Consider the following 21,435-nt stretch of genomic DNA (forward strand, 5'->3'; position numbering starts at 1 on the left):
GCCCCAAACGCAGCAGACGGGACCCCACATGACCGCACAGACCGACCTGCCGACCGGCCAGGACCTGCTCGCCGAGATCAATCGCCTCCGCAAGGAGAAGAACGCGATCATTCTCGCGCATTACTACCAGACCGCCGATATCCAGGACCTCGCCGATTTTGTCGGCGACAGTCTGGAACTGAGCAAGAAAGCCGCCGAAACCGATGCCGATGTCATCGCCTTCTGCGGCGTGAAGTTCATGGCCGATACGGCCAAGATCCTGAGCCCCGAAAAGATCGTGGTACTGCCCGACATGGATGCGGGCTGCAGCCTCGAGGACAGCTGCCCGCCGGACAAGTTCAGGGCGTTCCGCGAAGCACATCCCGACCATATCGCGCTGACCTACATCAATTGCTCGACCGAGGTGAAGGCGCTCAGCGACGTGATCGTCACCAGCTCAAGCGCGGAAACGATCATCAGCCAGATCCCCGAGGACCAGAAGATCATCTTCGGCCCCGACCGGCATCTGGGCGGCTATATGAGCCGCAAGTTCAACCGCGAGATGCTGCTCTGGCCGGGCGTGTGCATCGTCCACGAGGCCTTCAGCGAGACCGAGCTTCTGAAGCTCAAGGCGCAGCATCCCGACGCCCCGGTCGCCGCGCACCCCGAATGCCCGCCGACCATCGTCGATCATGCCGATTATGTCGGTTCGACCAGCGGCATATTGCAGTTCGCGGAAACCTTCGAGGGCGACACGCTGATCGTGGCGACCGAGCCGCACATCATGCATCAGATGGAAAAAGCGCTGCCCAACAAGACCTTCATCGGCGCGCCCGGTGCCGATGGCAATTGCAGCTGCAACATCTGCCCGTACATGGCGCTTAACACGATGGAAAAGCTCTACGCCTGCCTGCGCGATCTCGAACCGCGGATCGAGATCGAGGAAGGCCTGCGCCTCAAGGCCAAGCAGAGCCTCGACCGCATGCTCGAAATGGCCAGCGGCACGATCGGCAAGGGCGATCTGGGCCGCGTCTAGGATACTAATTCAGGGAGAGAATTGATGGTCGCACGTCTGGCGCTGGCCGCCGCGCTCGTTTTTACCGCCGCACCGATCGCGGCGCAGGAGAGCGAGGCGGAGGATCCGTATGTCTGGCTCGAGGAAATCCAGGGCGAGCGCGCGCTGGCCAAGGTCGACCAGTGGAATGCCGATACCGAGGCGGTGCTGACCGCGCAGGCCGAATATCCGCTGGCCAAGGCATGGGCCAAGCAGATCCTCGACGATACGCGTCAAATCGCGATGCCCGATGCGATCATGGGCGATCAGGTCACGAACCTGTGGCGCGATGCGGACAATCCGCGCGGGCTGTGGCGCACCGCGACGCTGGAGAGCTATCTGGCGGGCGCCCCCGAATGGCGCACACTCATCGATGTCGACCAGCTGGGCGAGGACGAGGGCGAAAGCTGGGTATGGCACGGCGCCAATTGTCTCGCGCCCGAATACACCCGCTGCCTGGTCTCGCTTAGCCCGGGCGGAACCGATGCCGACGTGGTCCGCGAGTTCGACATCGCGACCGGCGCTTTTGTCGAAGGCGGGTTCACGCTTCCGGAAGCCAAGTCGAACGTCGCCTGGTATGACGAGAATACGCTGTTCGTTGGCACCGACGAAGGCGCCGGATCATTAACCGATTCGGGCTATCCGCGCCTTGTGAAGCTGTGGGAGCGCGGAACCGATTTTGCGCAAGCCCGGCTGATTGCCGAGGGCGAACAGGCCGATATCAGCATGAACGGCTTTTCGGTGCTCGACGGTGAGACCCGCTATCGCTTCGTGCGCCGCGGTCCCAGCTTTTGGACCAGCGAATATGCGCTGGTGACCGACAGCGGCGACACCGTCGCGCTGCCACTGCCCGAGGATGCCGAGTTCGAAGCGGTGCTTGGCGGCTTTGTGATCGGCAAGCTCAATTCCCCGATGGAAACATCTGCGGGCACCGAACAGCCCGGCGCGCTGCTCGCCTGGTCACTCAACGACGTGCTGGATGGGGCCGATCCGCAGCCCTTCGCGGTCTTCCGCCCCAGCGAAACGCAGGCGGTCGAACAGGTCGCGGCGTCGGAAAACAAGCTGTGGGTCAAGGTGCTCGACGATGTGTCGGGCAAGCTCATCGAACTGACGCCGGGTTCGGATGGATGGTCCGCGCGCACGATGGACCTTCCGGGCAACAGCACGATCCAGATCGCCGAAACCAGCGGCACCGGCGATACCGCCTTTGTCACCGTGGAAAGCATGCTGACGCCGCCGACACTCTATGCGGTGCCCAGCGAGGGCGCGCCGCGGACGATCGCCAGCGAACCCGCCCAGTTCGACGCCAGCAAGTTCACCGTCGAGCAGAAGTTCGCCACCTCAAAGGATGGCACCAAGGTGCCCTATTACCTCGTTCGTCCGAAAGATGCCGAAGGTCCGCTACCCACGCTGATCCATGCCTATGGCGGATTCCGCGCGGCGCAGACGCCCAAATACCTTACCGCCGAACCCTATCGCAGCGGCCCGCTGGGCCTCTTCTGGGTCGAAAGCGGCAATGCCTATGTCCTCGCCAATATCCGCGGCGGCGGCGAATACGGGCCGCGCTGGCACGAAGACGCGCTGCGCGACAAACGCCAGAACAGCTTCGACGATTTCCATGCGGTGGCCGACGATCTCGTCGCCAACCGGTTGGCCAGTCCGGGCCGCATCGCCGCTTCGGGCCGCTCGAACGGCGGCGTGCTGGTCGGCGCGGTGGCAAACCAGCGCCCCGATCTTTACGGCGCAATCATTTCGGGCAGCCCGCTGATCGACATGAAGCGCTACAACAAGCTGCTCGCGGGCGCATCGTGGATGGCCGAATACGGCAATCCCGACGTACCGGCGGACTGGGCCTTCATGCGCGAATGGTCGCCCTACCAGAACATGCGCGATACGCCGGACGTGCCCGCGGCGTTCTACTACCTGTCGACGCTCGATGACCGCGTGCACCCCGGCCATGCGCGCAAGGCGGCGGCGAAGCACGAAGCCTGGGGCCAGACCTTCTATTATCACGAGTACCGCGAGGGCGGACATTCGGTCGGATCGGACCATGAAGAAGACGCCAAGCGTGCCGCATTGCTGCTCGCCTATCTCAATCGCGAGATCGGTAGCGGAGCGGACTAGGCACGGAGATGGGCTTCGCGCGTTCATCCCCTGACCGCAACTGGCAGGGGATGGGCGCTTGACCGCCGACATACGCTTTTTCTGGGCACGACTGAACGCGAATTACTGGTTTTATCCGGCGCTGTTCTCGATCATGGCGGGCGCGCTGGCCTTCATCATGGTCTGGCTCGACCGTGCGGGGCTGGCCGAATTCCTCAACGAGGTCGACTGGATCGTGCCCGCGCGCCCCAAGGGGGCGGCGGACATGCTCACCGTGATGGCAGGCAGCATGATCGGTGTCGCCTCGACCGTGTTTTCGATCACCATCGCCGCGGTCGCCTATGCCAGCGGCAATTACGGCCCGCGGCTGCTGACCAATTTCATGGAGGATCGCGGCAACCAGTTGAGCCTGGCGACCTTCATCGGCAGCTTCGTCTATGCGCTGATCGTGCTGCGCGCGGTGCGGGCCGAAGACGAAACTCCCGCCGCGCTGGCCGATGCCACCGCCACCGCCCTGCCCGGCTTTACCCCGCAATTGTCGCTGCTGGTCGCCTATGTCCTGATGGGCCTGTGCGTCGCGGTGCTGGTGTTCTTCCTCAACCATATCCCGTCGAGCATTCGCATCAACAAGGTGCTCAAGGGTATCGGCGAACGGCTGCTCGAGGCGGTCCGCGAGACCTATCCGGTCGAAGACGAGTTCTACGAGGCAGTCGAACCCAAGGGCGGCAAACCCTTGACCGCACGCGGCACGGGCTATGTCCAGCTGGTGGACTTCGACGAATTGGTGAAGATCGCGCGCGATTGCGGCTGCACCATCTCGCTACGCGTGCGCACGGGCGACTTCGTCCATCGCGACATGCCCTTCCTGGATGTCGATGGCTGCGATCCCGCGACCATCGATGAACGCATCCGCGGCTGTTTCACGCTCGGCTCCACCCGGACACCCGAACAGGATCCCCAATTCCTGATCGACGAACTGGTCGAAATCGGGCTGCGCGCGCTGTCACCCGGGATCAACGATCCCTTCACCGCGATCACTGCGCTCCATTGGCTGGGTGCCGCGACCGCAGAGATCGGGCGGCGCGACCTACGCAAGGATATCTGCGGCGAGGATTGTGACGATTGTCCGGTGATCCCGCTGCCCGACGATTTCGCCCACTACGTAAGCCGCGGATTCGGCGCGATCCGCAGCGGGGTAGCGAGTTCGCCCACCGCAGCAGAAGTCATGCTCGATACGCTTGCCAATGCCGCAGTGCCGATCCGCGACGAGCGACGCCAGACGCTGCTCAAGGACCAGGCCGACAAGCTCGCCCGGCAAACGCGGCTGGTACTTGTCGGCCCGGACCTCGATCGGTTCGAGCGTCACGTCGCGCGGTTCAACAAGGTCTTCTGGTAGGGCTAGCGAACCCGGCCCGGCCGCCCCGCGCGCGCCAGCACCAGCGCGGTACCGACCAGCACCATGCCGACGACATCGAGCGGTGCCAGCAATTCGCCGAAAGCCAGCCAGCCAACCGTAGCGGCGATAGCGGGCTGGGTCAGCAGCGCCATCCCGATGATCAGCGGCGGGAAATGGCGCAGCGAGAAGACCAGCAAGCCCTGCCCGACAAGCTGGCTGCTGAGCGCGAGCACCAGCACCGGCGTCCACCCCGCCTCGCCCGGCCACACCGGTTCGCCCGCAGCCAGCGCGATGGCGAGCAGCAGCGGCGCGGCGATCAGGCTGACCAGCAGCAGCACTGCCCACGGCCCCAGCGCGGCGCGTGCCCGCTGCGCAGGAAGCAGGTAGAAGGCATAGAAGATGCCCGCCGCGAGGCAGAACAGGTCGCCCACGAAGGTGGTCGCGGAAATCTCGAGACTGCGGCCCAGCAATATGCCCGCGCCGACCAGCGCCGCGAGCACGCCCACCCCTTCCTGCCCCGACGGCGCACGCCGCGCCGCGATGATGCCCCAGGCCATCAGGATCACGCTGCCCGAATTGCCGAACAGCGTGGCGTTGGCGAGCCGGGTCCGCTCGATCCCGACATGCCAGCTGGCGAGATCGACAGCGAAAAACGCGCCGGCGAGCAGGCACAGCAGCACCAGCCGCCCGTCGATCGGTCCCGGCGAACGGCCCCGCCAGGCGAGCAGCGCCAGCACCGGGAGCGGCAGCAGAAGCCGCCAGAAACCGGCGGAGACGGGGCCGGTGTCGGACAGCCGGACCAGCCATGGACCCAGCGCCAGCGCGATGTTTCCGGCGACCAGCGCGGCGAAGTGCCATGCACTCGCCTGAAAGCCATTCTTGTCCGGTGTGGCGGTTGCGCTGCCCATGACCCGCCCCTAGCTCAATGGCCAACACGCGCTAGCAAAAAGGATTTGCCCGCATGCACGAAAGCCTGTTCCAGCCGCTCACCATGGGTGCCCTCGAAGCGAAGAACCGTATCTTCATGGCGCCGCTGACCCGCGGCCGCTCGACCCAGCCCGGCTCGGTCCCCAACGAGATGATGGAAACGTACTATCGCCAGCGGGCGAGTGCCGGCCTGACCATTTCCGAAGCCACCGGGATCAGCGTCGAAGGCCTCGGCTGGCCCGCCGCGCCGGGGATATGGAGCGACGAACAGGTCGAAGGCTGGAAGCCGATCACCGACGCCGTCCATGCAGAAGGCGGGCTGATCGTTCTCCAGCTGTGGCACATGGGCCGCCTGGTCCACCCCGATTTCCTCGGCGGCAATCCGCCGGTGTCCGCCAGCGCGACCACCGCGCCGGGCCATGCGCATACCTTCGAAGGGCGCAAGGATCACCAAGCCGCGAGGGCCCTGTCGGTCGATGAAATCGCGCGCGTGGTCGAAGATTATCGCCATGCCGCCGAGAATGCGAAGAAGGCCGGCTTCGATGGCGTCCAACTGCACGCGGCGAATGGCTATCTGGTCGACCAGTTCCTGCGCGACAGCACCAATCTGCGCGATGACGATTATGGCGGCAGCCCCGAGAACCGCAGCCGCTTCCTGCGCGAAGTTCTGACCGCACTGGTCGATGTCTGGGGTGCGGACCGCGTCGGCGTCCGCCTCTCGCCCAATGGCGAGACACAGGGCTGCGACGATAGCGACCCGGCAGCTACCTTCGGCGCCGCCGCCCGGGTGATCGAGGAACTTGGCGTGGCTTTCCTCGAACTGCGCGAGCCGGGTCCCGACGGCACCTTCGGCAGCACCGATGTCCCCAAGCAAAGCCCGCTGATCCGCGAACTCTATACTGGGACCCTGGTGCTCAACAGCGATTACACGCCCGAGGGTGCGGTGGCCGATCTCGAGGCCGACCGGGCCGACGCGATCAGCTGGGGCCGCGACTTCATTTCCAATCCCGACCTTCCGGCACGCTTCCGGACGGGCGCGGAGATTGCGCCGAATGTGAATGTGCCGCATAGCTGGTATGGTCAGGGACCTGCCGGATACATCGATTACCCGATGCTAACTAAGCAGGAGCAAGCTGCGGCCGAGTGAGTCGCCGTGCGGCGACACTTCGGAGGCTGAATGCGGTCGTGGATACTCATCCCGGCAGATAACGAGAAGGCGATCGGCTCGGCAGCGGGCACGGGGGCCGAGGCAGTGGTCATCGACCTCGCCCGGCCCCTTCGTGCTGCCCAGCAGGCCACCGCCCGGATCGCCGCGACGACCTGGCTGCGGCTGCATCGCGAACAGCTGGTGGCGCAGCGCAAGTTCGAACGCTGGGTGCGCATCCCCGCGCTCGGCACCCCGCACTGGCGCGATGATCTGGATGCCGCGATGGATGGCTCGCCGCACGGGATCGTGCTGTCGCACTGCCGCGGCGCGGACGATATCCGGCAATTGGCTTCGGTACTTTACGAATTCGAGGACCGGCTCGGGCTGGCGGCAAACATCACGCGGATCATGCCCGAACTGGGTTCGACCCCGGCCGGCGCGCTGACGATCCGCCGGCTCGCCGACGAGCTGCACCCGCGCGTGTCGGCTCTGACCTGGGACGCGGTCGGGCTGGCCCATGCCATCGGCGCGCGCCGCCTGCGCGGGCCCGGCGGGCGGTGGGGAGACGCGCTGGCGCAGGTCCGCGCGCAAATCCTGCTGATCGCCCATGCCCGCGGGATCGGTGCGATCGAACACCCGTTCCGCGATGTCCGCGACAGTGAAGCGGGGGCTCGTATCGCCGATGCGGCACGGGCGGACGGGTTCACCGGCATGTTTGCCATTCATCCGGGGCAAGTCGAGGGCATCAACGCCGCCTTCGCCCCGCTCGAGAGCGAAATTTCCGACGCGCACAAGATCATTTCAGCCTTTGCGACCAATCCCGGGGCGATCTCGCTGTCGGTGGGCGAGCGCCGCGTCGGCCAGGCAGATCTGGAGCGCGCCAGGCGGCTGCTTGGCGAGGACTGACTAGTCCCCGGCGGGGTCGTCGCCCGCTTCTTGCGCGGCTACCGGAGCAGGCGCAGGTTCGCTGGCTTCCTCGGGTTCGGCCGGCGCTTCGCTGGCTGGGCCCGCAGCGGACGGTTGGCTCGGCGCTTCGCGTACCGGAGGCGACTGCGAGCGTAGCCGATCGAGCGGGATCATCGCATCGCTGATCGTTCCGCCGATTACTTCACCCTTGGCGTCGCGTTCGGCCTCGACCTCGGTCTCCGCCGGGGGCGCGTCGTCCCCGCAGCTGGACAGGATCGCCGTGGCAGCGACAAGCAAGAGAGCCGAACGTATCATCATGGCAGCGCGTTGGCCTTTCCTTCGAGCGCCGCGAGGAAATCCCCGAAGCGCGCCCGCAATGCCTCATCGAAGGCCGCAGGTGCAAGATCGATTCCCAACCGTTCGAGGCTGGTCACGCCGAACTCATCGATCCCGCAGGGGACGATGCCGGTAAAGTGCGACAGATCGGGCGCAAGATTGACCGAGAAGCCGTGCATGGTCACCCAGCGCCGCACCCGCACGCCGATCGCACCGATCTTGGCCTCGCGCCCGTCGACATCCTTCGTCCAGATGCCGACCCGGCCCGCGCTGCGCCAGCTGGTTACGCCGATATCGGCCAGCGTGGCGATCACCCAGCCTTCGAGCGCATGGACAAAACCGCGCACGTCGCGTCCGCGCTCGCGCAAGTCGATCATGGCATAGCCGACCCGCTGGCCCGGCCCGTGATAGGTATAGCGCCCGCCGCGCCCGGCCTCGACCACTTCGAAGCGCGGGTCGAGCAATTCGGCCCCATCGGCGCTGGTCCCCGCGGTATAGACCGGCGGGTGTTCGAGCAGCCACACCATCTCGCGCGCCTCGCCCTCGGCGATCGCGCGATTGCGCGCGGTCATCGCGTCGAGCGCATCGCGATAGCCGATGCGGCCCGGCTCGGCGCGCCATTCGACGGTTTCGGGGGGTGCAGACGACATGCGCGATTGCGTGGCGACTGGCGAAGCGCTTATCAAGGGGCAAACGGGAGAGCCGCTGCATGAAATTCGATCTCGACACCGCGTGGAAAGACACCATGGGGCTGCTGTCACGCAATATTGGCCTGCTGGCGGTGCTGGCGGGCGTGTTTTTCTTCCTGCCCTATGCCGGGTTCATGATCGCCGTGCCTGAAATGGGCGCTATGCAAAGCGCGCAGGCAGGCGGTGACTTCGACGTCGTGATGGCGGCGGTGACCGAGCTGTATCTCGACTATTGGTGGGTGTTCCTGCTGCTCGCGCTGATCCAGGGTGTCGGACTGCTCGGGATGCTGGCGCTGGTCCGGCGACGCGCCAACCCCACCGTGGGCGAAGCGCTGGCGACCGGCGCGCGCTCGGTCCCCAGCTATATCGCGGCGCAATTGCTGCAGACCGCGCTGATCGTGATCGTCGCGACGCTGCTTCTGACCGTCGGCGCGCTAACCGGCTTGAACGCGCTTGCGGTGCTTGGCGGGATCATCGCTTTCGTCATCACCTGCTATATCGTGACCAAGCTGTCGCTTGCCGCCCCGGTCATTGCGATCGAGGGGCAGCTCAACCCGGTCAAGGCGCTGCAACGCTCGTGGTCGCTGACCCGCGGCAACAGCATGCGCCTGTTCCTGTTCTACCTGCTGCTGACGGTCGCTTTCATCGTGGTTTCGGCGGTCGTTTCGCTGGTTCTCGGCCTCGTGTTCGCCCTTGCCGGGGAACAGGGCGCGCTGCTGGGCGAGGCGATCGTATCGGGGCTGCTCAACGCGGTGATGATCGTGCTGATGGTGTGTGTAATGGCAGCGGTGCACACGCAGTTCAGCCGCCTGAACACCGCACCGGTGCCGGACGCCGAAGACTAGCTTTCGCGATCCTTCCAGCCCCAGAAGAGCTGGCAGGGAAGCACGTTGAGCAGTTCGAACCCGCGATCGATACGGCGGAAATGGCGGGCCATGAAGTCGCGCGCCTTGGCCGAGAACTGGTAGACAAGAAAGGCCCCGCCCGGGCGGATCACGTCATAGGTCGCCTGCGCGATCGCGGGGCCGACCCCATCGGGCAGGGTCGAGAAGGGCAGGCCCGACAGCACGTAATCGGCGCCGTCATGGCCATGCGCCTTGACGATCTCGACCACATCGGCGGCCGATCCGTGGACCGCATGGAAGCGGCTGTCGCGGAAATGCTTGCGCAGATAATCGACATAGAGCGGGTTGGTGTCGATCACGATCAGCGTGCCATCGCGCCGCAAGCGGTCGAGCACCGGCTGGCAGAAAGTGCCGACCCCGGGGCCGTATTCGACGAACACCTCGCACTGGTCCCAGTCGACCGGGGCGAGCATCTTGCGGATGGTGAAGCGCGAAGACGGGATGATCGAGCCGACCATCCGCGGTTCTTCGACAAAGCCACGGAAGAACACTCCCCACTGGCCGAAGAAACGCGCCGCGCGTGTACGCAGCCGGGGCCGCGAAATGGTGCCAACGCCCTGATGTCCGGTCAAAATCGCGTACCCTGTGATTGTTTCACTAAGGCGCCGGTTTGCCAGTCCCGCTGCACCATTGCAAGGAGCCGAGCGCGCGCGTACCGCCTTGGCGATGGCCGATGTCGAACCCACCGCCCCGCTGGCACCGCCGCCGCCGGCGCCCCCTGCGCGCACCATTCCGCGCGGGCGGATGGCGCTGCTGTTCGCGGTCATGCTGACCACCGCGGCGGGCAATACCGCGATGCAGTCGGTAATGCCCTCGATCGGTACTTCGCTGGGCGTGAACGATGTGTGGATCAGCCTCGCCTATAGCTGGTCGGCGCTCCTGTGGGTGATCTGCGCGCCGATCTGGGCGCAGAAATCGGACCAACGCGGGCGCAAGGCGATGATGGCGCTGGGCATGCTCGGCTTCATCGCCAGCTTCCTGCTGTGCGGGCTCATGCTGTGGCTGGGACTGGCGGGTATCCTCCCGGCATTCTGGGCTTTGATGCTGTTTGCCGCGGCGCGCAGCCTCTATGGCGGGTTCGGCAGCGCCGCGCCGCCCGCGGTCCAGGCCTATGTTGCCAGCCGCACACCGCGTTCTGAACGCACGCAGGCCTTGTCGCTGATTGCGTCGAGCTTCGGGCTCGGCACGGTGATCGGCCCCGCGCTTGCGCCGCTGATGGTGATGCCCGTGCTGGGCCTTGCCGGGCCGTTTCTGGTCTTCGCGCTGATCGGGCTGGTTACGCTGATCGCGCTGCGTTTGCGGCTGCCCGATGACGAACCTCAGTTCGCCGCGCGCGGCAGTGCCTATGACGCGCCCTATTCGGGCGGTCCGACTGCCGAGGTTTCGAAGGACGAGGATGAGGGCGACGAGCCTGCACCGGGTAAGCTGCGCTGGTTCGAACCGCGTCTGCGCCCCTGGGTCATCTCGGGCCTGCTGGGCGGGCATGCGCAGGCCATGATCCTGGGGATAGCAGGCTTTCTCGTGCTCGACCGTCTTGGGCTGCGCGGCGACCCCGCGGCGGGGGCCGGACCTGTCGGGCTCGTGCTCATGGCGGGCGCGATTGCCACGCTGCTGGCGCAGTGGGGGCTCATCCCGCGGCTCGACCTCGGGCCGCGCGCGGCTTCGTTATGGGGCATCGCCATCGCCGCAGCGGGTACGGTGGTCCTCGGTCTGGGACAGACCATTCATACCATCGCCCTGGGATATTCGATCGCCTCGCTTGGCTTCGGCCTGTTCCGGCCGGGAAATACGTCAGGCACATCGCTGGCGGTGACCCGCGCCGAGCAGGGCCAGGCGGGCGGGGTCACCGCCTCGGTTGCGGGCGCCAGCTTCATCTATGCGCCCGCGCTTGGCGTCTGGCTCTACAGCCATTCCGACTGGCTTGGCTTCGGGCTAATCGTGGCGCTATGCGCGATCGTCTTCGTCTATGGCTCTCGCGCGCTGCAGGCCGACAGCGCACTGACGCAGGACCGCCGCTAAAGAATTTCGAGCACGGTGTCCTGCGGCCGGCACAGGCGGACACCCTTGTCGGTTTCGACCAGCGGACGCTCGATCAGGATCGGATCGGCCGCCATCGCCGCCAGCACATCCTCCGCCGCAGCCTCGGGCAGGCCGCGCTCCGCAGCATCGGTTCCGCGCAGGCGCAGGCCCGCGTTCGGAGTGATGCCCGCATCCTTGTAGAGCTGCGCCAGCTTCTCCGCGCTCGGCGGATCCTTCAGATATTCGATCACCTCGACCTCGACCCGCGACAGGTTCTCGAGGATGGCCAGCGTCTTGCGCGAAGTGCCGCATTTCGGATTGTGCCAGATAGTCGCTTTCATCGGTCCGCTCTCCTTTTCCGGCTCGCTACGCCAGCCAAACCCCGACGAAAAGAGGGCAGTGTCGAAAATCCCAGAGACTTCTTGCAAATGCGACTGACTCGCAATATCAGCGCGGCGGACGCAAAACAGCATCAACAGGGAAAATCATGGGATCGACATTCGAACGCACTGCGCGCGCCTCCGGCATGGCTGCACGCCAGCGGCTGGCCACACTCAAGCTGGGATCGGCACTCGCCGCGCTTGCCGCAGCGAGCCTTCCGGCGCTGGCTATCGCTGCCGAAGAGGATTTGCCGGGAGACGACCAGATCGTGGTGACGGCCACGCGCACCCCGCTCCAGATCGAGGACGCACCGGCCACGATCACCGTGATCGACGACGAGCAGATCGCCGATGAACTGGCCACCGACATCAAGGACCTCGTGCGCTACGAACCCGGCGTATCGGTGCGCCGCGCGCCCGCCCGCTTCGGTGCCGCGCTGGGTGCGACTGGCCGCGCGCGCAACGAAGACTTCATCATCCGTGGCATCGGCGGCAATCGCGTGCTCATCCAGGTCGACGGCATCCGCAGCCCGCAGGGCTTTTCCTTTGGCGCGCAGGATGCTGGTCGCGGCGGCTACACCGATGTAAGCCTCGTCAAATCGGTCGAGATCCTGCGCGGCCCGGCTTCCGCCCTATACGGCAGCGACGGGCTGGCCGGTGCAATCAGCTTCACCACCAGCGACCCGGTCGATCTCGTCGAAGCGGGACAGCGGTTCGGCGGATTTGTCCGCGCCTCCTATTCGAGCGCCGACGAGGAGTTCACCGAAACCGCGGCGATCGCAGGCCTGTTCGGCGATCTTTCGGCCATGCTGTCCTACACCCGCCGCGACTTCCACGAGCTGGAAAACGCAGGCGAGGTTGACGGTCTGGGTAGCGGGCGCACGCTGCCGAACCCGCAGGACGGGACCTCCGACGCATTCCTTGGCAAGCTGGTGTGGGATACCGGCGCGCACCGGGTGCGTCTGTCGGGCGAATATCTCGAGACCGAAGTCGCCACCGATGTCCTCTCCGGGCAGGGGCCGGCCTTCCTCTTCGGCCCCTCCCCCAGCTGGATCGTCGACGATCTGACCGCACTCGACACCACCGAACGCGGCCGCGTGTCGCTTGACTGGACCTATGTCGGCGAAGGCGCGATCGATTACGCGCATGCTGCGGCCTATTACCAGACCGGCGAGGACGTGCAGTTCACCGACGAGGACCGCTCGCCCGTCAGCGCCACGCCGCGCCCCGATCGCGAGCGGCTGAACACCTTCGAGAACAAGGTCTACGGCCTGTCTGCCGAAGCGCGCAGTGTGTTTGGCGGCGATGCCTTCCGCACCACGCTCGCCTTTGGCGGCGATGTCAGCTGGACGCGGCAGGAGGGCCTGCGCGACGGCACCGAACCGCCGTTTGGCGAGGTGTTCCCGACGCGCGCCTTTCCCGCCACCGACTTCATGCTCGGCGGCATTTTCCTCGCTACCGAATTCACTTTCCTCGACGGGGCGGTAACGCTGTTTCCCGCGCTGCGGTACGATTTCTACGATCTCGATCCGACCGACGATCCGCTGCTGCCCGATTTCGCGGGATCGGCGCAGAGCGATGATCGCCTGTCGCCCAAGCTGGGCGTGACGGTGAAGCTGGCGGACGATGTCCTGCTCTACGGCAATTACGCCCAGGGCTTCCGCGCGCCGACACCGTACCAGGTGAACAACTTCTTCGAGAACCTCGCCTATGGCTACACCTCGCTGCCCAATCCCGATCTGGGCCCCGAAACCAGCGAGAGCTGGGAAGCCGGGATCAAGTTCTCGACCGAGGCGGTGTCGCTGCAAATCGCCGCCTTCACTGCCGACTATGACGATTTCATAAGCCAGCAGGTCGTCGGCGGGTCGTTCACCCCGATGGACCCGGCGCAGTACCAGTTCGTCAATTTCGACGCGGTCGAGATCGAGGGCGTCGAGGCCAAGGCGAGTTTCCGCATGGAGAACGGCTTCTACAGTCGCTTTGCGATCGCCTATGCCGATGGTGACATCCTGTCCCCGGGCGCGGCATCCCGCCCGCTCGACACGATCGACCCGCTCAATCTGGTGGTTGGCATCGGCTATCGCGAGCCGCAAGGCCGCTTCGGCGGCGAGCTGATCGCAACGCATCACGCACGCAAACCGCTCGACGAGACCGACGGCGGCTATCGCCCCGACGCCTTCACCATCCTCGACGCAACGGCTTTCTTCGCCGTGACCGACGCGCTCAAACTGCGCGCGGGCATCTTCAACATCTTCGACGAGAAATACGCCTACTGGCAGGACGTCAGGGGTCTCTCGGCCACATCCACCACGACCGACGCCTATACCCGGCCCGGTCGCAATGCGAGCGTTTCGCTCAGCTTCCAGTTCTGAGGGAGGACACCATGACCAACGTACGAACTTTCTTTCGCACCGCCCTTCTCGCCACCGCGCTCGTCGCCGCGCCCGCACTGGCCGACGGCCCGATCGCGGACCGCGGCGAAGCAGTCGAAACCGCGCAATTCGAGCGCGACCGCGCCACCATCCTGAGCATGGCAGGCGACTACAAGGTCCGCTTCGACATGCAGGAATCGACCCCGTGGATGGCGGGCTACGAACCGCTCGACCGCAAGATTTCGGGCGGGCACGAATCGGTCCGCGTGATCGAGGATACCGGCACCAAGATCATCCTCCAGCACCTGCTGGTGGTCGGCGCCGAGGGCGAGGAATTCGTCATCAAGCACTGGCGCCAGGACTGGGAATACGAGCCCGAGAAAATCCTCGCCTATACCGGCCCCAACAGTTGGGAATGGATGGAAATGCCCGAACGGCTGCGCAATGGTCGCTGGTCGCAGACGGTCTACCAGGTCGATGACAGCCCGCGCTATGCCGGGTGGGGCGAATGGCAGGACAGCCAGGGCATCCGCCGCTGGCGTTCGAACTGGACGTGGCGCCCGCTCGCCCGCCGCGATGCGGTGCGCGACCCGGTCTACGATCGCTATGCGTCGATCAACCGCCACCAGCTGACCCCCACCGGCTGGATCCACTGGCAGGACAACACCAAGATGATGCCCGACAGTGCGGGTGAGGACGGACTTGCGCCGGTGGTGCAGGAATATGTCCTCAACACCTATGACCGGTTTGACGATTACAATGTGGCAGCGGCCGACGAATACTGGGCGGCGACCGCGGATTACTGGGCAGCCGTGCGCACGCAATGGGACGCGGTGGCCGAGGCCAATGGCGGGATCGCGATTGCCGAGGAAGCGCAGACCGGCACGGTCATCTCCGGGCGCCTGCTGACCATCGCCAACGAGATCAAGGATGGCGCGCTGAGCGAAGCCGATGCCATCGCCGAGGCGCGGCAGCTTATCACCCAGGCAACTGCCGAAGGCGCCGCAGCGGCGGCTGAAGTGGCGGAGGCCAACGGCGAATATTGATCCAATGGCCGGGTGCGCGGCTTTGCGCGCCCGGCTATTCGCGCGGTTCAGGGGCGCTGATTGCGGGGACTTCCTGCGCGGCGTCCCCCGCGCTGATTCCGGGCGCGGGTGCGGCGCTGATCGTCTCGGTCCGCCGCGTCACCCGCCCCGCACGCTGGATCGAACGGACCAGCCGCGGATAGACCCCGCAGCGGCACAGATTGGGGATCGCCGCCTTGATCTCCGCTTCGGACGGCGCGGGGTTCTTGGCGAGCAGCGCGCTCGCCGCCATGACGATGCCTGGCGTGCAATAGCCGCACTGGATCGCCTGTTCGGCGACCATCGCCTGCTGCACCGGGTGCGAGCGGTCACGGCTCAGCCCCTCGATCGTGGTGATGAAGCGCCCTTCGGCTTCGGCAATGGTGATCAGGCAGCTGCGCAGGGCCTCGCCATCGACATGGACCATGCACGCGCCGCAATCACCCTCGCCGCAGCCGAACTTGGTGCCGGTAAGGTTGGCCGCATCGCGCAGCGCCCACAGCAGCGGGGTGTCGGGATCCATCAGGAAGCGGAGCGGCTTCCCGTTGACGGTCATGCCGGTCATGCGCGCTGTGCCTTACGTCCTGCGCCTGTGGCCGGATTCAGGATTTCCAGCTGTCGTCGATCTTCGACACGCGGCGCTTCCACGCTTCGAAATCGAACACGCCCGCGCCGCCCTGCGATTGCATCACCGACAGGTCGCGCTGGTGCACGTCGACGACCTCCTGCGAGATCACATTGGCTTCGCCCTGGCTGAGCGTGGCGACCTGGATTTCGCACGCCCGCTGGAGCGCCCACATCTTCACGAACATTCCCTGGATGGTCTTGTCCATCACCACCGGGCCGTGATTGCGCAGCATCAGGATCGAATGATCGCCAAGGTTCTGCACCAGCCGTTCGCCCTCTTCACTGCGGACGGTAACGCCTTCGAAATCGTGATAGCCGATCTGCCCCTGGAAATTGCAGGCGTAGAAATTGGTCGGCACCAGCCCGTCCTTGTGGCTGCACACCGCCATCGTGGCAGTCGTGTGGACGTGGCAGATCGCATTGGCGCGGGTGCCCAGCTTTTCATGGAAATAGGCATGCTGCGTGAAGCCTGCCTTGTTGACCATATATTGCGATGGGCCGACATTGTTGCCCTCGACGTCGATCTTGACCAGGTTCGACGCGGTGACCTCGTCGTAGAGCAGCCCGAAAGGGTTGATCAGGAAGACGTTTTCCTCGCCCGGAACGGCCACCGAGATGTGATTGTAGATGCTTTCGCCCCAACCGAGATGGTCGAAGATGCGATAGCATGCCGCAAGATCCTGCCGCGCCTGCCATTCGGCATCGCTGCATTCGAAATCGCGGGTCTTCATTTGCGTCGCCATGGCAAGCTCTCTCCGTAAGGGGTTTTGTTTGAGGACCTGTATCGCACGGCCGGGCGCGAGTCGGCAAGACGGCAGGACTTGGCGCTATGCAAGCCAGCCCCGCCCCGCTAACGCCGCCCGCGATGAGCGAGATGGCCAAACTCACCCGCGGGAGCATTCGCGGCCATCTTGTCAGCCAGACGATGCCGATGATCTTCGGCGTCGCGGCGATCATGTCGGTCGGGCTGATCGATGCCTATTTCATCGGCCAGCTGGGCGCGCAGGAACTGGCGGCGGTCAGCTTCATCTTCCCCATCACCATCGCGCTTTCGAGCCTTGGCGTCGGCGTCATGGTGGGCATCAATTCGGTCATCGCCCGCGCGCTGGGCGAAGGCGATGTGCCGCGCGCGGAGCGGCGGGCGAATTTCGGCGCGGTGTTCGCGCTGGGCGCCGGGCTCGTCCTCGGGCTGGGGCTTTATCTGCTGCTCGATCCACTGTTCCGGCTGATGCAGGCATCCGAAAACCTGCTCCCGCTGATCGGCCAGTATATGCGCCCCTATGCGCTGGGGCTGCCCATCATGCTGCTGCAGATGGGCCTCAACGGCGTGCTGCGCGGACAGGGCGAGGCGCGCAAGACCAGCTATGTCTCGCTGACCTATTCGGTGGCCAACTGGATCCTCGATCCGATCCTGATCACCGGCGCGTTTGGCATTGCCGGTTTCGGTATCGCCGGGGCCGCCTATGCCACGATTGCCGGGTTCTTCATCGCGATCCTCGTCGCGCTGTGGCTGATCCGCGGCGCGAAACTTCACATCCACCCCGCTGCAATCCGCGATTGCGATGTCGGCGCTTCGAGCAAGGCGATCCTCTCGGTCGCCGCGCCCGCCGCCTTTTCGAACGCGATCAATCCGATTGGCCTGTCGGTCCTCACCGCCCTGCTTGCAAACCAGGGCGAAGCGGCGGTAGCGGGCTTCGGTGCGGCCGGACGGCTGCAGAGTTTCGCGGTCGTGCCCTTGCTCGCCCTGTCGGGATCAATCGGCGCGATCGTGGGACAGAACTGGGGCGCGCGCCGCCCCGATCGGGCACGCCGGGCGATGTGGTGGTCGGGGCTGTTCTGCATCGGCTATGGCCTGGCGATCGCGCTGGTCCTGTTCTTCACCGGCGACTGGTTTGCCGACATCTTCACCGACGATCCCGCAGTGATCGAGGAATTCTCCCGCTATCTCGCGATTTCGGTCTGGGGCTATGCCGGTTTCGGCCTGCTGATCGTGGCCAATGGCGCGCTCAATGCCGTCGACAAGGCGGGCTTCGCCCTGGCGCAGAGCGCCGCGCGCGTGTTCCTGGTGATGCTGCCGTTCGGCTGGCTGCTGCGCGCATATTGGGGCTCGCCCGCGATTTATGCTGCCGAACTGGTCGCCAATCTCGCCGGCGGGGCGCTGGCCGCGTTTATCGTCTGGCGCGTGCTGCGCGCACCGTCCGAAAAGGGCGGCTCCGCCCAAACCAATAGTTAACCATCCTCGTCCATAGCCGTTCGCATCGTACGAGGGGCTTACAATGATGGATGACCTGCTGGCGGATTTCGTGGCCGAAACCCGCGAAATGCTGGAAGCGAGCGGCGGCGAGATCGTCGCCTGGGAAGCCGATCCTTCGGACAAGGCGCGGCTCGATACCATTTTCCGCTTCGTCCACACGGTGAAGGGCAATTGCGGCTTCTTCGATTTTCCTCGGCTGGAAAAGCTCAGCCACGCGGCCGAAGACACGCTGGCCGAATGCCGTTCCGGACGCCGCGAACCCGACCGCGCGCTGGTATCCGCCGTCCTCGCAATCATCGACCGCATCAGCGAGATGACCGATTCGATCGAAGCGGGCGAGGAATATCCCGAAGGCGGTGACGACCAGCTGATCGCCGCATTGCAGGCAGGCGCAACCATCGAAGTCACCGGCGGCGCATCGTCGCAGCCCCCTAGCGAAACACCGGCCGCAGCAAGCGAGGAAGATGCCGCGCCGAAAGCCGCGCCCAATGCGGGTGTCCAGCGCTCCATCCGCCTACCGACCGAATTGCTCGACGAAGTGATGAAGGGCGTGTCGGACATGGTCCTTGCGCGCAACGACCTTGCGCGCCGCCTGCGCGAAGCGGGCGAACAGCCGACCATCGATGGTCCGTTCGATCGTCTCAGCGCGATCCTTGCCGATGTCCGCACCTCGATCACCCGCATGCGCATGCAGCGGCTCGAACATCTGTTCACCTCGCTGCCGCGGCTCGTGCGCGACCTGTCGAACGAACTCGGCAAGCAGGTCATGGTAGATTTCGAAGGCGGCGAAGTCGAACTCGACCGCGAAATGGTCGAGATGGTCCGCGACCCACTCACCCATATCATCCGCAATGCCATTGATCACGGGCTCGAAGGCCCGGGCGAACGCCTCAAATCGAACAAGCGCGAAATCGGCCTGCTCAAGTTTGCCGCGCGTCAGGCGGGCAACCAGATCACCCTGACCATCACCGACGACGGACGCGGGATCAACACCGATCGGCTCGCGGCCAAGGCCGTCGCGGCAGGCATCTACAGCCAGTCCGAAGTCGACAAGATGTCCGAACGGCGGCGGCATTACCTGATCTTCGAACCCGGCCTCTCGACCGCCGACCAGGTCAGCTCGGTATCGGGCCGCGGCGTGGGGATGGACGTGGTGCGCGCCAATATCGAACGCGTCGGCGGCTCGATCGACGTCGCCACCAAGCCGGGCGAAGGCACCAGCTTCTATCTCAAGCTGCCGCTCACGCTGAGCATCATCGCCGCGCTGACCGTGGGAAGCAGTGGCCAGCGCTACGCGATCCCGCGCAGCTATGTCGAAGAAATCGTCTTCGGTTCGAGCGACCATGTCGACTTTGCCGAAGCGGGCGAACGCCAGCTCATGACCTTCCGCGGCAAACGTGTGCCGTGCCTCTCGCTCGGCGAGATCCTCGGCACCGAATCCAACCAGGACACCGACTGGCAGGACAAGACGCTCGTGCTTATCCGCCTTGCCAGCGAGGATGTCTTCGCGCTCGCGGTCGACCGGGTCTACGACCACGAAGACGTCGTGGTGAAGCCGATCGCACCCGCGATCATGGAGACCCGGCTCTATGCCGGGACCACGCTGCTCGACGATGGCCGCCCGATGATGCTGCTCGACCTGCCGAGCATCGCCGAGCAGCGCCAGCTGGTGAATGAAATGCGCAGTTCGACCCGCGTGGACGAAGAAGAACAGGTCGAACGCCGCAAGACCCATCCGGTCATGCTGTTCACCGGCCTCGACGGGCGCCGCCGCGCGGTCCGTCTCGAACTGGTCCGCCGCATCGATACGATCGCGCGCGAAGCGATCGATATCGAGGGCGCCCGCGCCCAGGCGGTCATCGACGGAGCGATCTTCTCGCTCGTCGGCCAGGAATATGGCGACTTGCCCGAAGACAAGTGCCGCCTGCTGCGCCTGTCCGATGGCGAATGCGAAGTGGTCTATGCGGTGCGCGAGGTGCTCGACGCTGCCGATATGGATGGCGACATCATCCCCTCGCATGGCGATACTTCGGTCGAGGGCGTCACGCTGATCGGCGACCAGCCGGTCCCGGTGATCGACGGCCATGCGCTGTTCGCCAAGCACCACGCTCCGCGTCGCACCGAGCAACCGATGTCCTGCCGCCTGCCCGCCGATAGCGATTGGGCCCGGACCATTCTCGAACCGCTGGTCGAAGCTGCCGGTTACCGCGTTTCCACCGACGAAACCGAGGAAGCCGACGTCGCGATCGAACTCGCCGAAAACGCGCCCATGGCAAGCGGGCCGGCGCGCCGCGTGATCCGCCTGCGTCCCGAACCCGAATTACCCGAGACTGCGGACGACACCATTTACCGCTACGACCGCGACGCGCTGCTCGACGCGCTCAAGCAAGCTCGCATGGGGAAGACAGCATGAACGAACTCCTGCTCATGTGCCTGATCGCCGGGCGCCGTGCGGCGATCCCCGCGATTCGCGTCCAGTCGGTGATCGAGATCGACGACATCACGCCCATCCCGGGCGTACCGTCCTTCATCCGCGGGCTGACCGCCTTGCGCAGCCAGGCGCTCACCGTGATCGATTGCCCGGTCGCGCTCGGTTTTACCGGCCGGCAGGATACCTCGGGACAGCGCGCCGCCGTGGTCGATGTCGAAGGGCATCTCTACGCGCTGCTGGTCGATGAAGCCTATGATGTGGGCGAGGCACGGAGCGATCCGGTCGGGGTCCCCGGCGGTTTTGGCGAAGGCTGGCAGGCCGCCGCGCGCGGCATGGTCGAAACCGATGGCGGCCCGACCCTGCTGATCGATGTCGAAGCGCTGGTTTCAGGACCGATCGCGCAGGCGGCTTAAGCTAATAGTTACCTACTGACTCTACGAATTGCTGGGAAACACCAGAGGGTATTAGAATGAAATCTTGCCTTATCGTCGACGATTCGCGCGTCATCCGGAAGGTTTCGAGGCATATCCTCGAGACGCTGGGCTTCCATGTCGAGGAGGCCGAGAACGGCCAGGAAGGCCTCGACAAATGTGCCGAGGGGATGCCCGATGTGGTCCTGCTCGATTGGAACATGCCGGTGATGACCGGTATCGAATTCATCACCCAGCTGCGCCAGCGTGATGGCGGCGACAAGCCCAAGGTCGTGTTCTGCACGACCGAGAACGATGTCGCGCATATTCGCGAAGCGATCAGCGCGGGCGCCGACGAATATGTGATGAAGCCGTTCGACCACGAAACATTGCAGATCAAGCTCCAGCTTGTCGGCATGGCCTGAGGAGGCGTGAC

The 21,435-nt window shown here is 65.3% G+C and carries 20 protein-coding genes; 13 read left to right on the forward strand and 7 right to left on the reverse strand.

The features are described 5' to 3' along the window. Positions 1–28 precede the first annotated feature (28 nt). Genes nadA through V6B15_RS10300 form a run of 3 tightly spaced genes read left to right on the forward strand, consistent with a single transcriptional unit; the run spans position 29 to position 4,532 of the window. Positions 29–1,015 (forward strand): quinolinate synthase NadA, encoded by a 987-nt coding sequence (nadA, locus tag V6B15_RS10290; protein WP_253519027.1) that lies wholly within the window; start codon positions 29–31, stop codon positions 1,013–1,015. Positions 1,016–1,039: 24 nt separating this feature from the next. After that, positions 1,040–3,157 carry a prolyl oligopeptidase family serine peptidase gene (locus V6B15_RS10295; protein WP_334201063.1) on the forward strand — a complete coding sequence of 706 codons (2,118 nt, stop codon included), beginning with the start codon at positions 1,040–1,042 and terminating at the stop codon, positions 3,155–3,157. A gap of 58 nt (positions 3,158–3,215) precedes the next feature. Further along, positions 3,216–4,532: a DUF2254 domain-containing protein gene (locus V6B15_RS10300; protein ID WP_253519035.1), complete on the forward strand. Its 1,317-nt coding sequence runs from the start codon at positions 3,216–3,218 to the stop codon at positions 4,530–4,532. Positions 4,533–4,534: 2 nt separating this feature from the next. Here the strand turns inward: V6B15_RS10300 and V6B15_RS10305 are convergent, their stop codons facing one another. Further along, entirely contained in the window at positions 4,535–5,440 is a 906-nt protein-coding gene (locus V6B15_RS10305; protein WP_320180835.1) for a DMT family transporter, read from the reverse strand. A gap of 53 nt (positions 5,441–5,493) precedes the next feature. Here V6B15_RS10305 and V6B15_RS10310 point away from each other — a divergent pair, with 53 nt between their 5' ends. Together V6B15_RS10310 and V6B15_RS10315 are read left to right on the forward strand one after the other, a co-directional pair. Further along, positions 5,494–6,606, forward strand: a complete 1,113-nt coding sequence (locus V6B15_RS10310) for an alkene reductase (protein WP_334201064.1) — start codon at positions 5,494–5,496, stop codon at positions 6,604–6,606. Positions 6,607–6,636: 30 nt separating this feature from the next. Next, entirely contained in the window at positions 6,637–7,512 is an 876-nt protein-coding gene (locus V6B15_RS10315; RefSeq protein WP_334201065.1) for an HpcH/HpaI aldolase/citrate lyase family protein, read from the forward strand. Here the strand turns inward: V6B15_RS10315 and V6B15_RS10320 are convergent, their stop codons facing one another. After that, entirely contained in the window at positions 7,513–7,830 is a 318-nt protein-coding gene (locus V6B15_RS10320; protein WP_334201066.1) for a hypothetical protein, read from the reverse strand. Further along, a complete protein-coding gene (lipB, locus tag V6B15_RS10325) occupies positions 7,827–8,498 on the reverse strand; it encodes a lipoyl(octanoyl) transferase LipB (protein WP_334201067.1) in 672 nt (223 codons plus the stop codon). The genes V6B15_RS10320 and lipB overlap by 4 nt, the downstream gene beginning before the upstream one ends. A gap of 59 nt (positions 8,499–8,557) precedes the next feature. Here lipB and V6B15_RS10330 point away from each other — a divergent pair, with 59 nt between their 5' ends. Beyond that, positions 8,558–9,382 (forward strand): glycerophosphoryl diester phosphodiesterase membrane domain-containing protein, encoded by an 825-nt coding sequence (locus tag V6B15_RS10330; protein ID WP_334201068.1) that lies wholly within the window; start codon positions 8,558–8,560, stop codon positions 9,380–9,382. On the opposite strand, the gene V6B15_RS10335 is transcribed toward V6B15_RS10330, so the two are convergent. Continuing rightward, complete coding sequence (locus tag V6B15_RS10335; protein WP_420493539.1) at positions 9,379–9,987, reverse strand: class I SAM-dependent methyltransferase; 609 nt, start codon at positions 9,985–9,987, stop codon at positions 9,379–9,381. The two genes, V6B15_RS10330 and V6B15_RS10335, sit on opposite strands and share 4 nt — an antisense overlap. 121 nt (positions 9,988–10,108) lie before the next feature. Between V6B15_RS10335 and V6B15_RS10340 the strand changes: the two genes are divergently transcribed. Then, a complete protein-coding gene (locus V6B15_RS10340) occupies positions 10,109–11,461 on the forward strand; it encodes an MFS transporter (RefSeq protein WP_334201069.1) in 1,353 nt (450 codons plus the stop codon). Here V6B15_RS10340 and V6B15_RS10345 read toward each other — a convergent pair. Further along, positions 11,458–11,802 carry an arsenate reductase family protein gene (locus V6B15_RS10345; RefSeq protein ID WP_253519064.1) on the reverse strand — a complete coding sequence of 115 codons (345 nt, stop codon included), beginning with the start codon at positions 11,800–11,802 and terminating at the stop codon, positions 11,458–11,460. The genes V6B15_RS10340 and V6B15_RS10345 overlap by 4 nt on opposite strands. 146 nt (positions 11,803–11,948) lie before the next feature. On the opposite strand from V6B15_RS10345, the gene V6B15_RS10350 reads away from it, so the two are divergent. After that, positions 11,949–14,213: a TonB-dependent hemoglobin/transferrin/lactoferrin family receptor gene (locus tag V6B15_RS10350; protein ID WP_334201070.1), complete on the forward strand. Its 2,265-nt coding sequence runs from the start codon at positions 11,949–11,951 to the stop codon at positions 14,211–14,213. Positions 14,214–14,224: 11 nt separating this feature from the next. After that, positions 14,225–15,259 carry a DUF6607 family protein gene (locus tag V6B15_RS10355; protein WP_334201071.1) on the forward strand — a complete coding sequence of 345 codons (1,035 nt, stop codon included), beginning with the start codon at positions 14,225–14,227 and terminating at the stop codon, positions 15,257–15,259. A 34-nt stretch (positions 15,260–15,293) separates the two neighbouring features. On the opposite strand, the gene V6B15_RS10360 is transcribed toward V6B15_RS10355, so the two are convergent. Further along, positions 15,294–15,842 (reverse strand): (2Fe-2S)-binding protein, encoded by a 549-nt coding sequence (locus V6B15_RS10360; protein ID WP_334201072.1) that lies wholly within the window; start codon positions 15,840–15,842, stop codon positions 15,294–15,296. 37 nt (positions 15,843–15,879) lie between these two features. Beyond that, on the reverse strand, positions 15,880–16,647 hold the full coding sequence (locus V6B15_RS10365) for a class II aldolase/adducin family protein (RefSeq protein WP_253519087.1): 768 nt from the start codon (positions 16,645–16,647) through the stop codon (positions 15,880–15,882). An 86-nt stretch (positions 16,648–16,733) separates the two neighbouring features. Between V6B15_RS10365 and V6B15_RS10370 the strand changes: the two genes are divergently transcribed. The 4 genes from V6B15_RS10370 to V6B15_RS10385 are packed head-to-tail and all read left to right on the forward strand — an operon-like array spanning position 16,734 to position 21,424. Then, positions 16,734–18,137, forward strand: coding sequence for an MATE family efflux transporter (locus V6B15_RS10370; protein WP_334201073.1), 1,404 nt, complete (start codon positions 16,734–16,736; stop codon positions 18,135–18,137). Positions 18,138–18,180: 43 nt separating this feature from the next. Further along, positions 18,181–20,571 carry a chemotaxis protein CheA gene (locus V6B15_RS10375; RefSeq protein WP_334201074.1) on the forward strand — a complete coding sequence of 797 codons (2,391 nt, stop codon included), beginning with the start codon at positions 18,181–18,183 and terminating at the stop codon, positions 20,569–20,571. After that, on the forward strand, positions 20,568–21,002 hold the full coding sequence (locus V6B15_RS10380) for a chemotaxis protein CheW (RefSeq protein WP_253519095.1): 435 nt from the start codon (positions 20,568–20,570) through the stop codon (positions 21,000–21,002). The genes V6B15_RS10375 and V6B15_RS10380 overlap by 4 nt, the downstream gene beginning before the upstream one ends. Before the next feature lie 56 nt (positions 21,003–21,058). Beyond that, complete coding sequence (locus tag V6B15_RS10385; RefSeq protein ID WP_263606091.1) at positions 21,059–21,424, forward strand: response regulator; 366 nt, start codon at positions 21,059–21,061, stop codon at positions 21,422–21,424. Positions 21,425–21,435: the final 11 nt, after the last annotated feature.

It is taken from the genome of Qipengyuania sp. Mu-71 (assembly GCF_036867055.1).
In the GTDB taxonomy this organism is placed as follows: Bacteria; Pseudomonadota; Alphaproteobacteria; order Sphingomonadales; family Sphingomonadaceae; genus Qipengyuania; species Qipengyuania profunda.

Bases quoted from the DNA above. Each gene is read 5' to 3' on its own strand.
- nadA (WP_253519027.1), top strand. From the start codon at position 29: ATGACCGCACAGACCGACCTGCCGACCGGCCAGGACCTGCTCGCCGAG.
- V6B15_RS10295 (WP_334201063.1), top strand. From the start codon at position 1,040: ATGGTCGCACGTCTGGCGCTGGCCGCCGCGCTCGTTTTTACCGCCGCA.
- V6B15_RS10305 (WP_320180835.1), bottom strand. From the start codon at position 5,440: ATGGGCAGCGCAACCGCCACACCGGACAAGAATGGCTTTCAGGCGAGT.
- V6B15_RS10310 (WP_334201064.1), top strand. From the start codon at position 5,494: ATGCACGAAAGCCTGTTCCAGCCGCTCACCATGGGTGCCCTCGAAGCG.
- V6B15_RS10315 (WP_334201065.1), top strand. From the start codon at position 6,637: ATGCGGTCGTGGATACTCATCCCGGCAGATAACGAGAAGGCGATCGGC.
- V6B15_RS10320 (WP_334201066.1), bottom strand. From the start codon at position 7,830: ATGATGATACGTTCGGCTCTCTTGCTTGTCGCTGCCACGGCGATCCTG.
- lipB (WP_334201067.1), bottom strand. From the start codon at position 8,498: ATGTCGTCTGCACCCCCCGAAACCGTCGAATGGCGCGCCGAGCCGGGC.
- V6B15_RS10330 (WP_334201068.1), top strand. From the start codon at position 8,558: ATGAAATTCGATCTCGACACCGCGTGGAAAGACACCATGGGGCTGCTG.
- V6B15_RS10340 (WP_334201069.1), top strand. From the start codon at position 10,109: ATGGCCGATGTCGAACCCACCGCCCCGCTGGCACCGCCGCCGCCGGCG.
- V6B15_RS10345 (WP_253519064.1), bottom strand. From the start codon at position 11,802: ATGAAAGCGACTATCTGGCACAATCCGAAATGCGGCACTTCGCGCAAG.
- V6B15_RS10350 (WP_334201070.1), top strand. From the start codon at position 11,949: ATGGGATCGACATTCGAACGCACTGCGCGCGCCTCCGGCATGGCTGCA.
- V6B15_RS10355 (WP_334201071.1), top strand. From the start codon at position 14,225: ATGACCAACGTACGAACTTTCTTTCGCACCGCCCTTCTCGCCACCGCG.
- V6B15_RS10360 (WP_334201072.1), bottom strand. From the start codon at position 15,842: ATGACCGGCATGACCGTCAACGGGAAGCCGCTCCGCTTCCTGATGGAT.
- V6B15_RS10365 (WP_253519087.1), bottom strand. From the start codon at position 16,647: ATGGCGACGCAAATGAAGACCCGCGATTTCGAATGCAGCGATGCCGAA.
- V6B15_RS10370 (WP_334201073.1), top strand. From the start codon at position 16,734: ATGCAAGCCAGCCCCGCCCCGCTAACGCCGCCCGCGATGAGCGAGATG.
- V6B15_RS10375 (WP_334201074.1), top strand. From the start codon at position 18,181: ATGATGGATGACCTGCTGGCGGATTTCGTGGCCGAAACCCGCGAAATG.
- V6B15_RS10380 (WP_253519095.1), top strand. From the start codon at position 20,568: ATGAACGAACTCCTGCTCATGTGCCTGATCGCCGGGCGCCGTGCGGCG.
- V6B15_RS10385 (WP_263606091.1), top strand. From the start codon at position 21,059: ATGAAATCTTGCCTTATCGTCGACGATTCGCGCGTCATCCGGAAGGTT.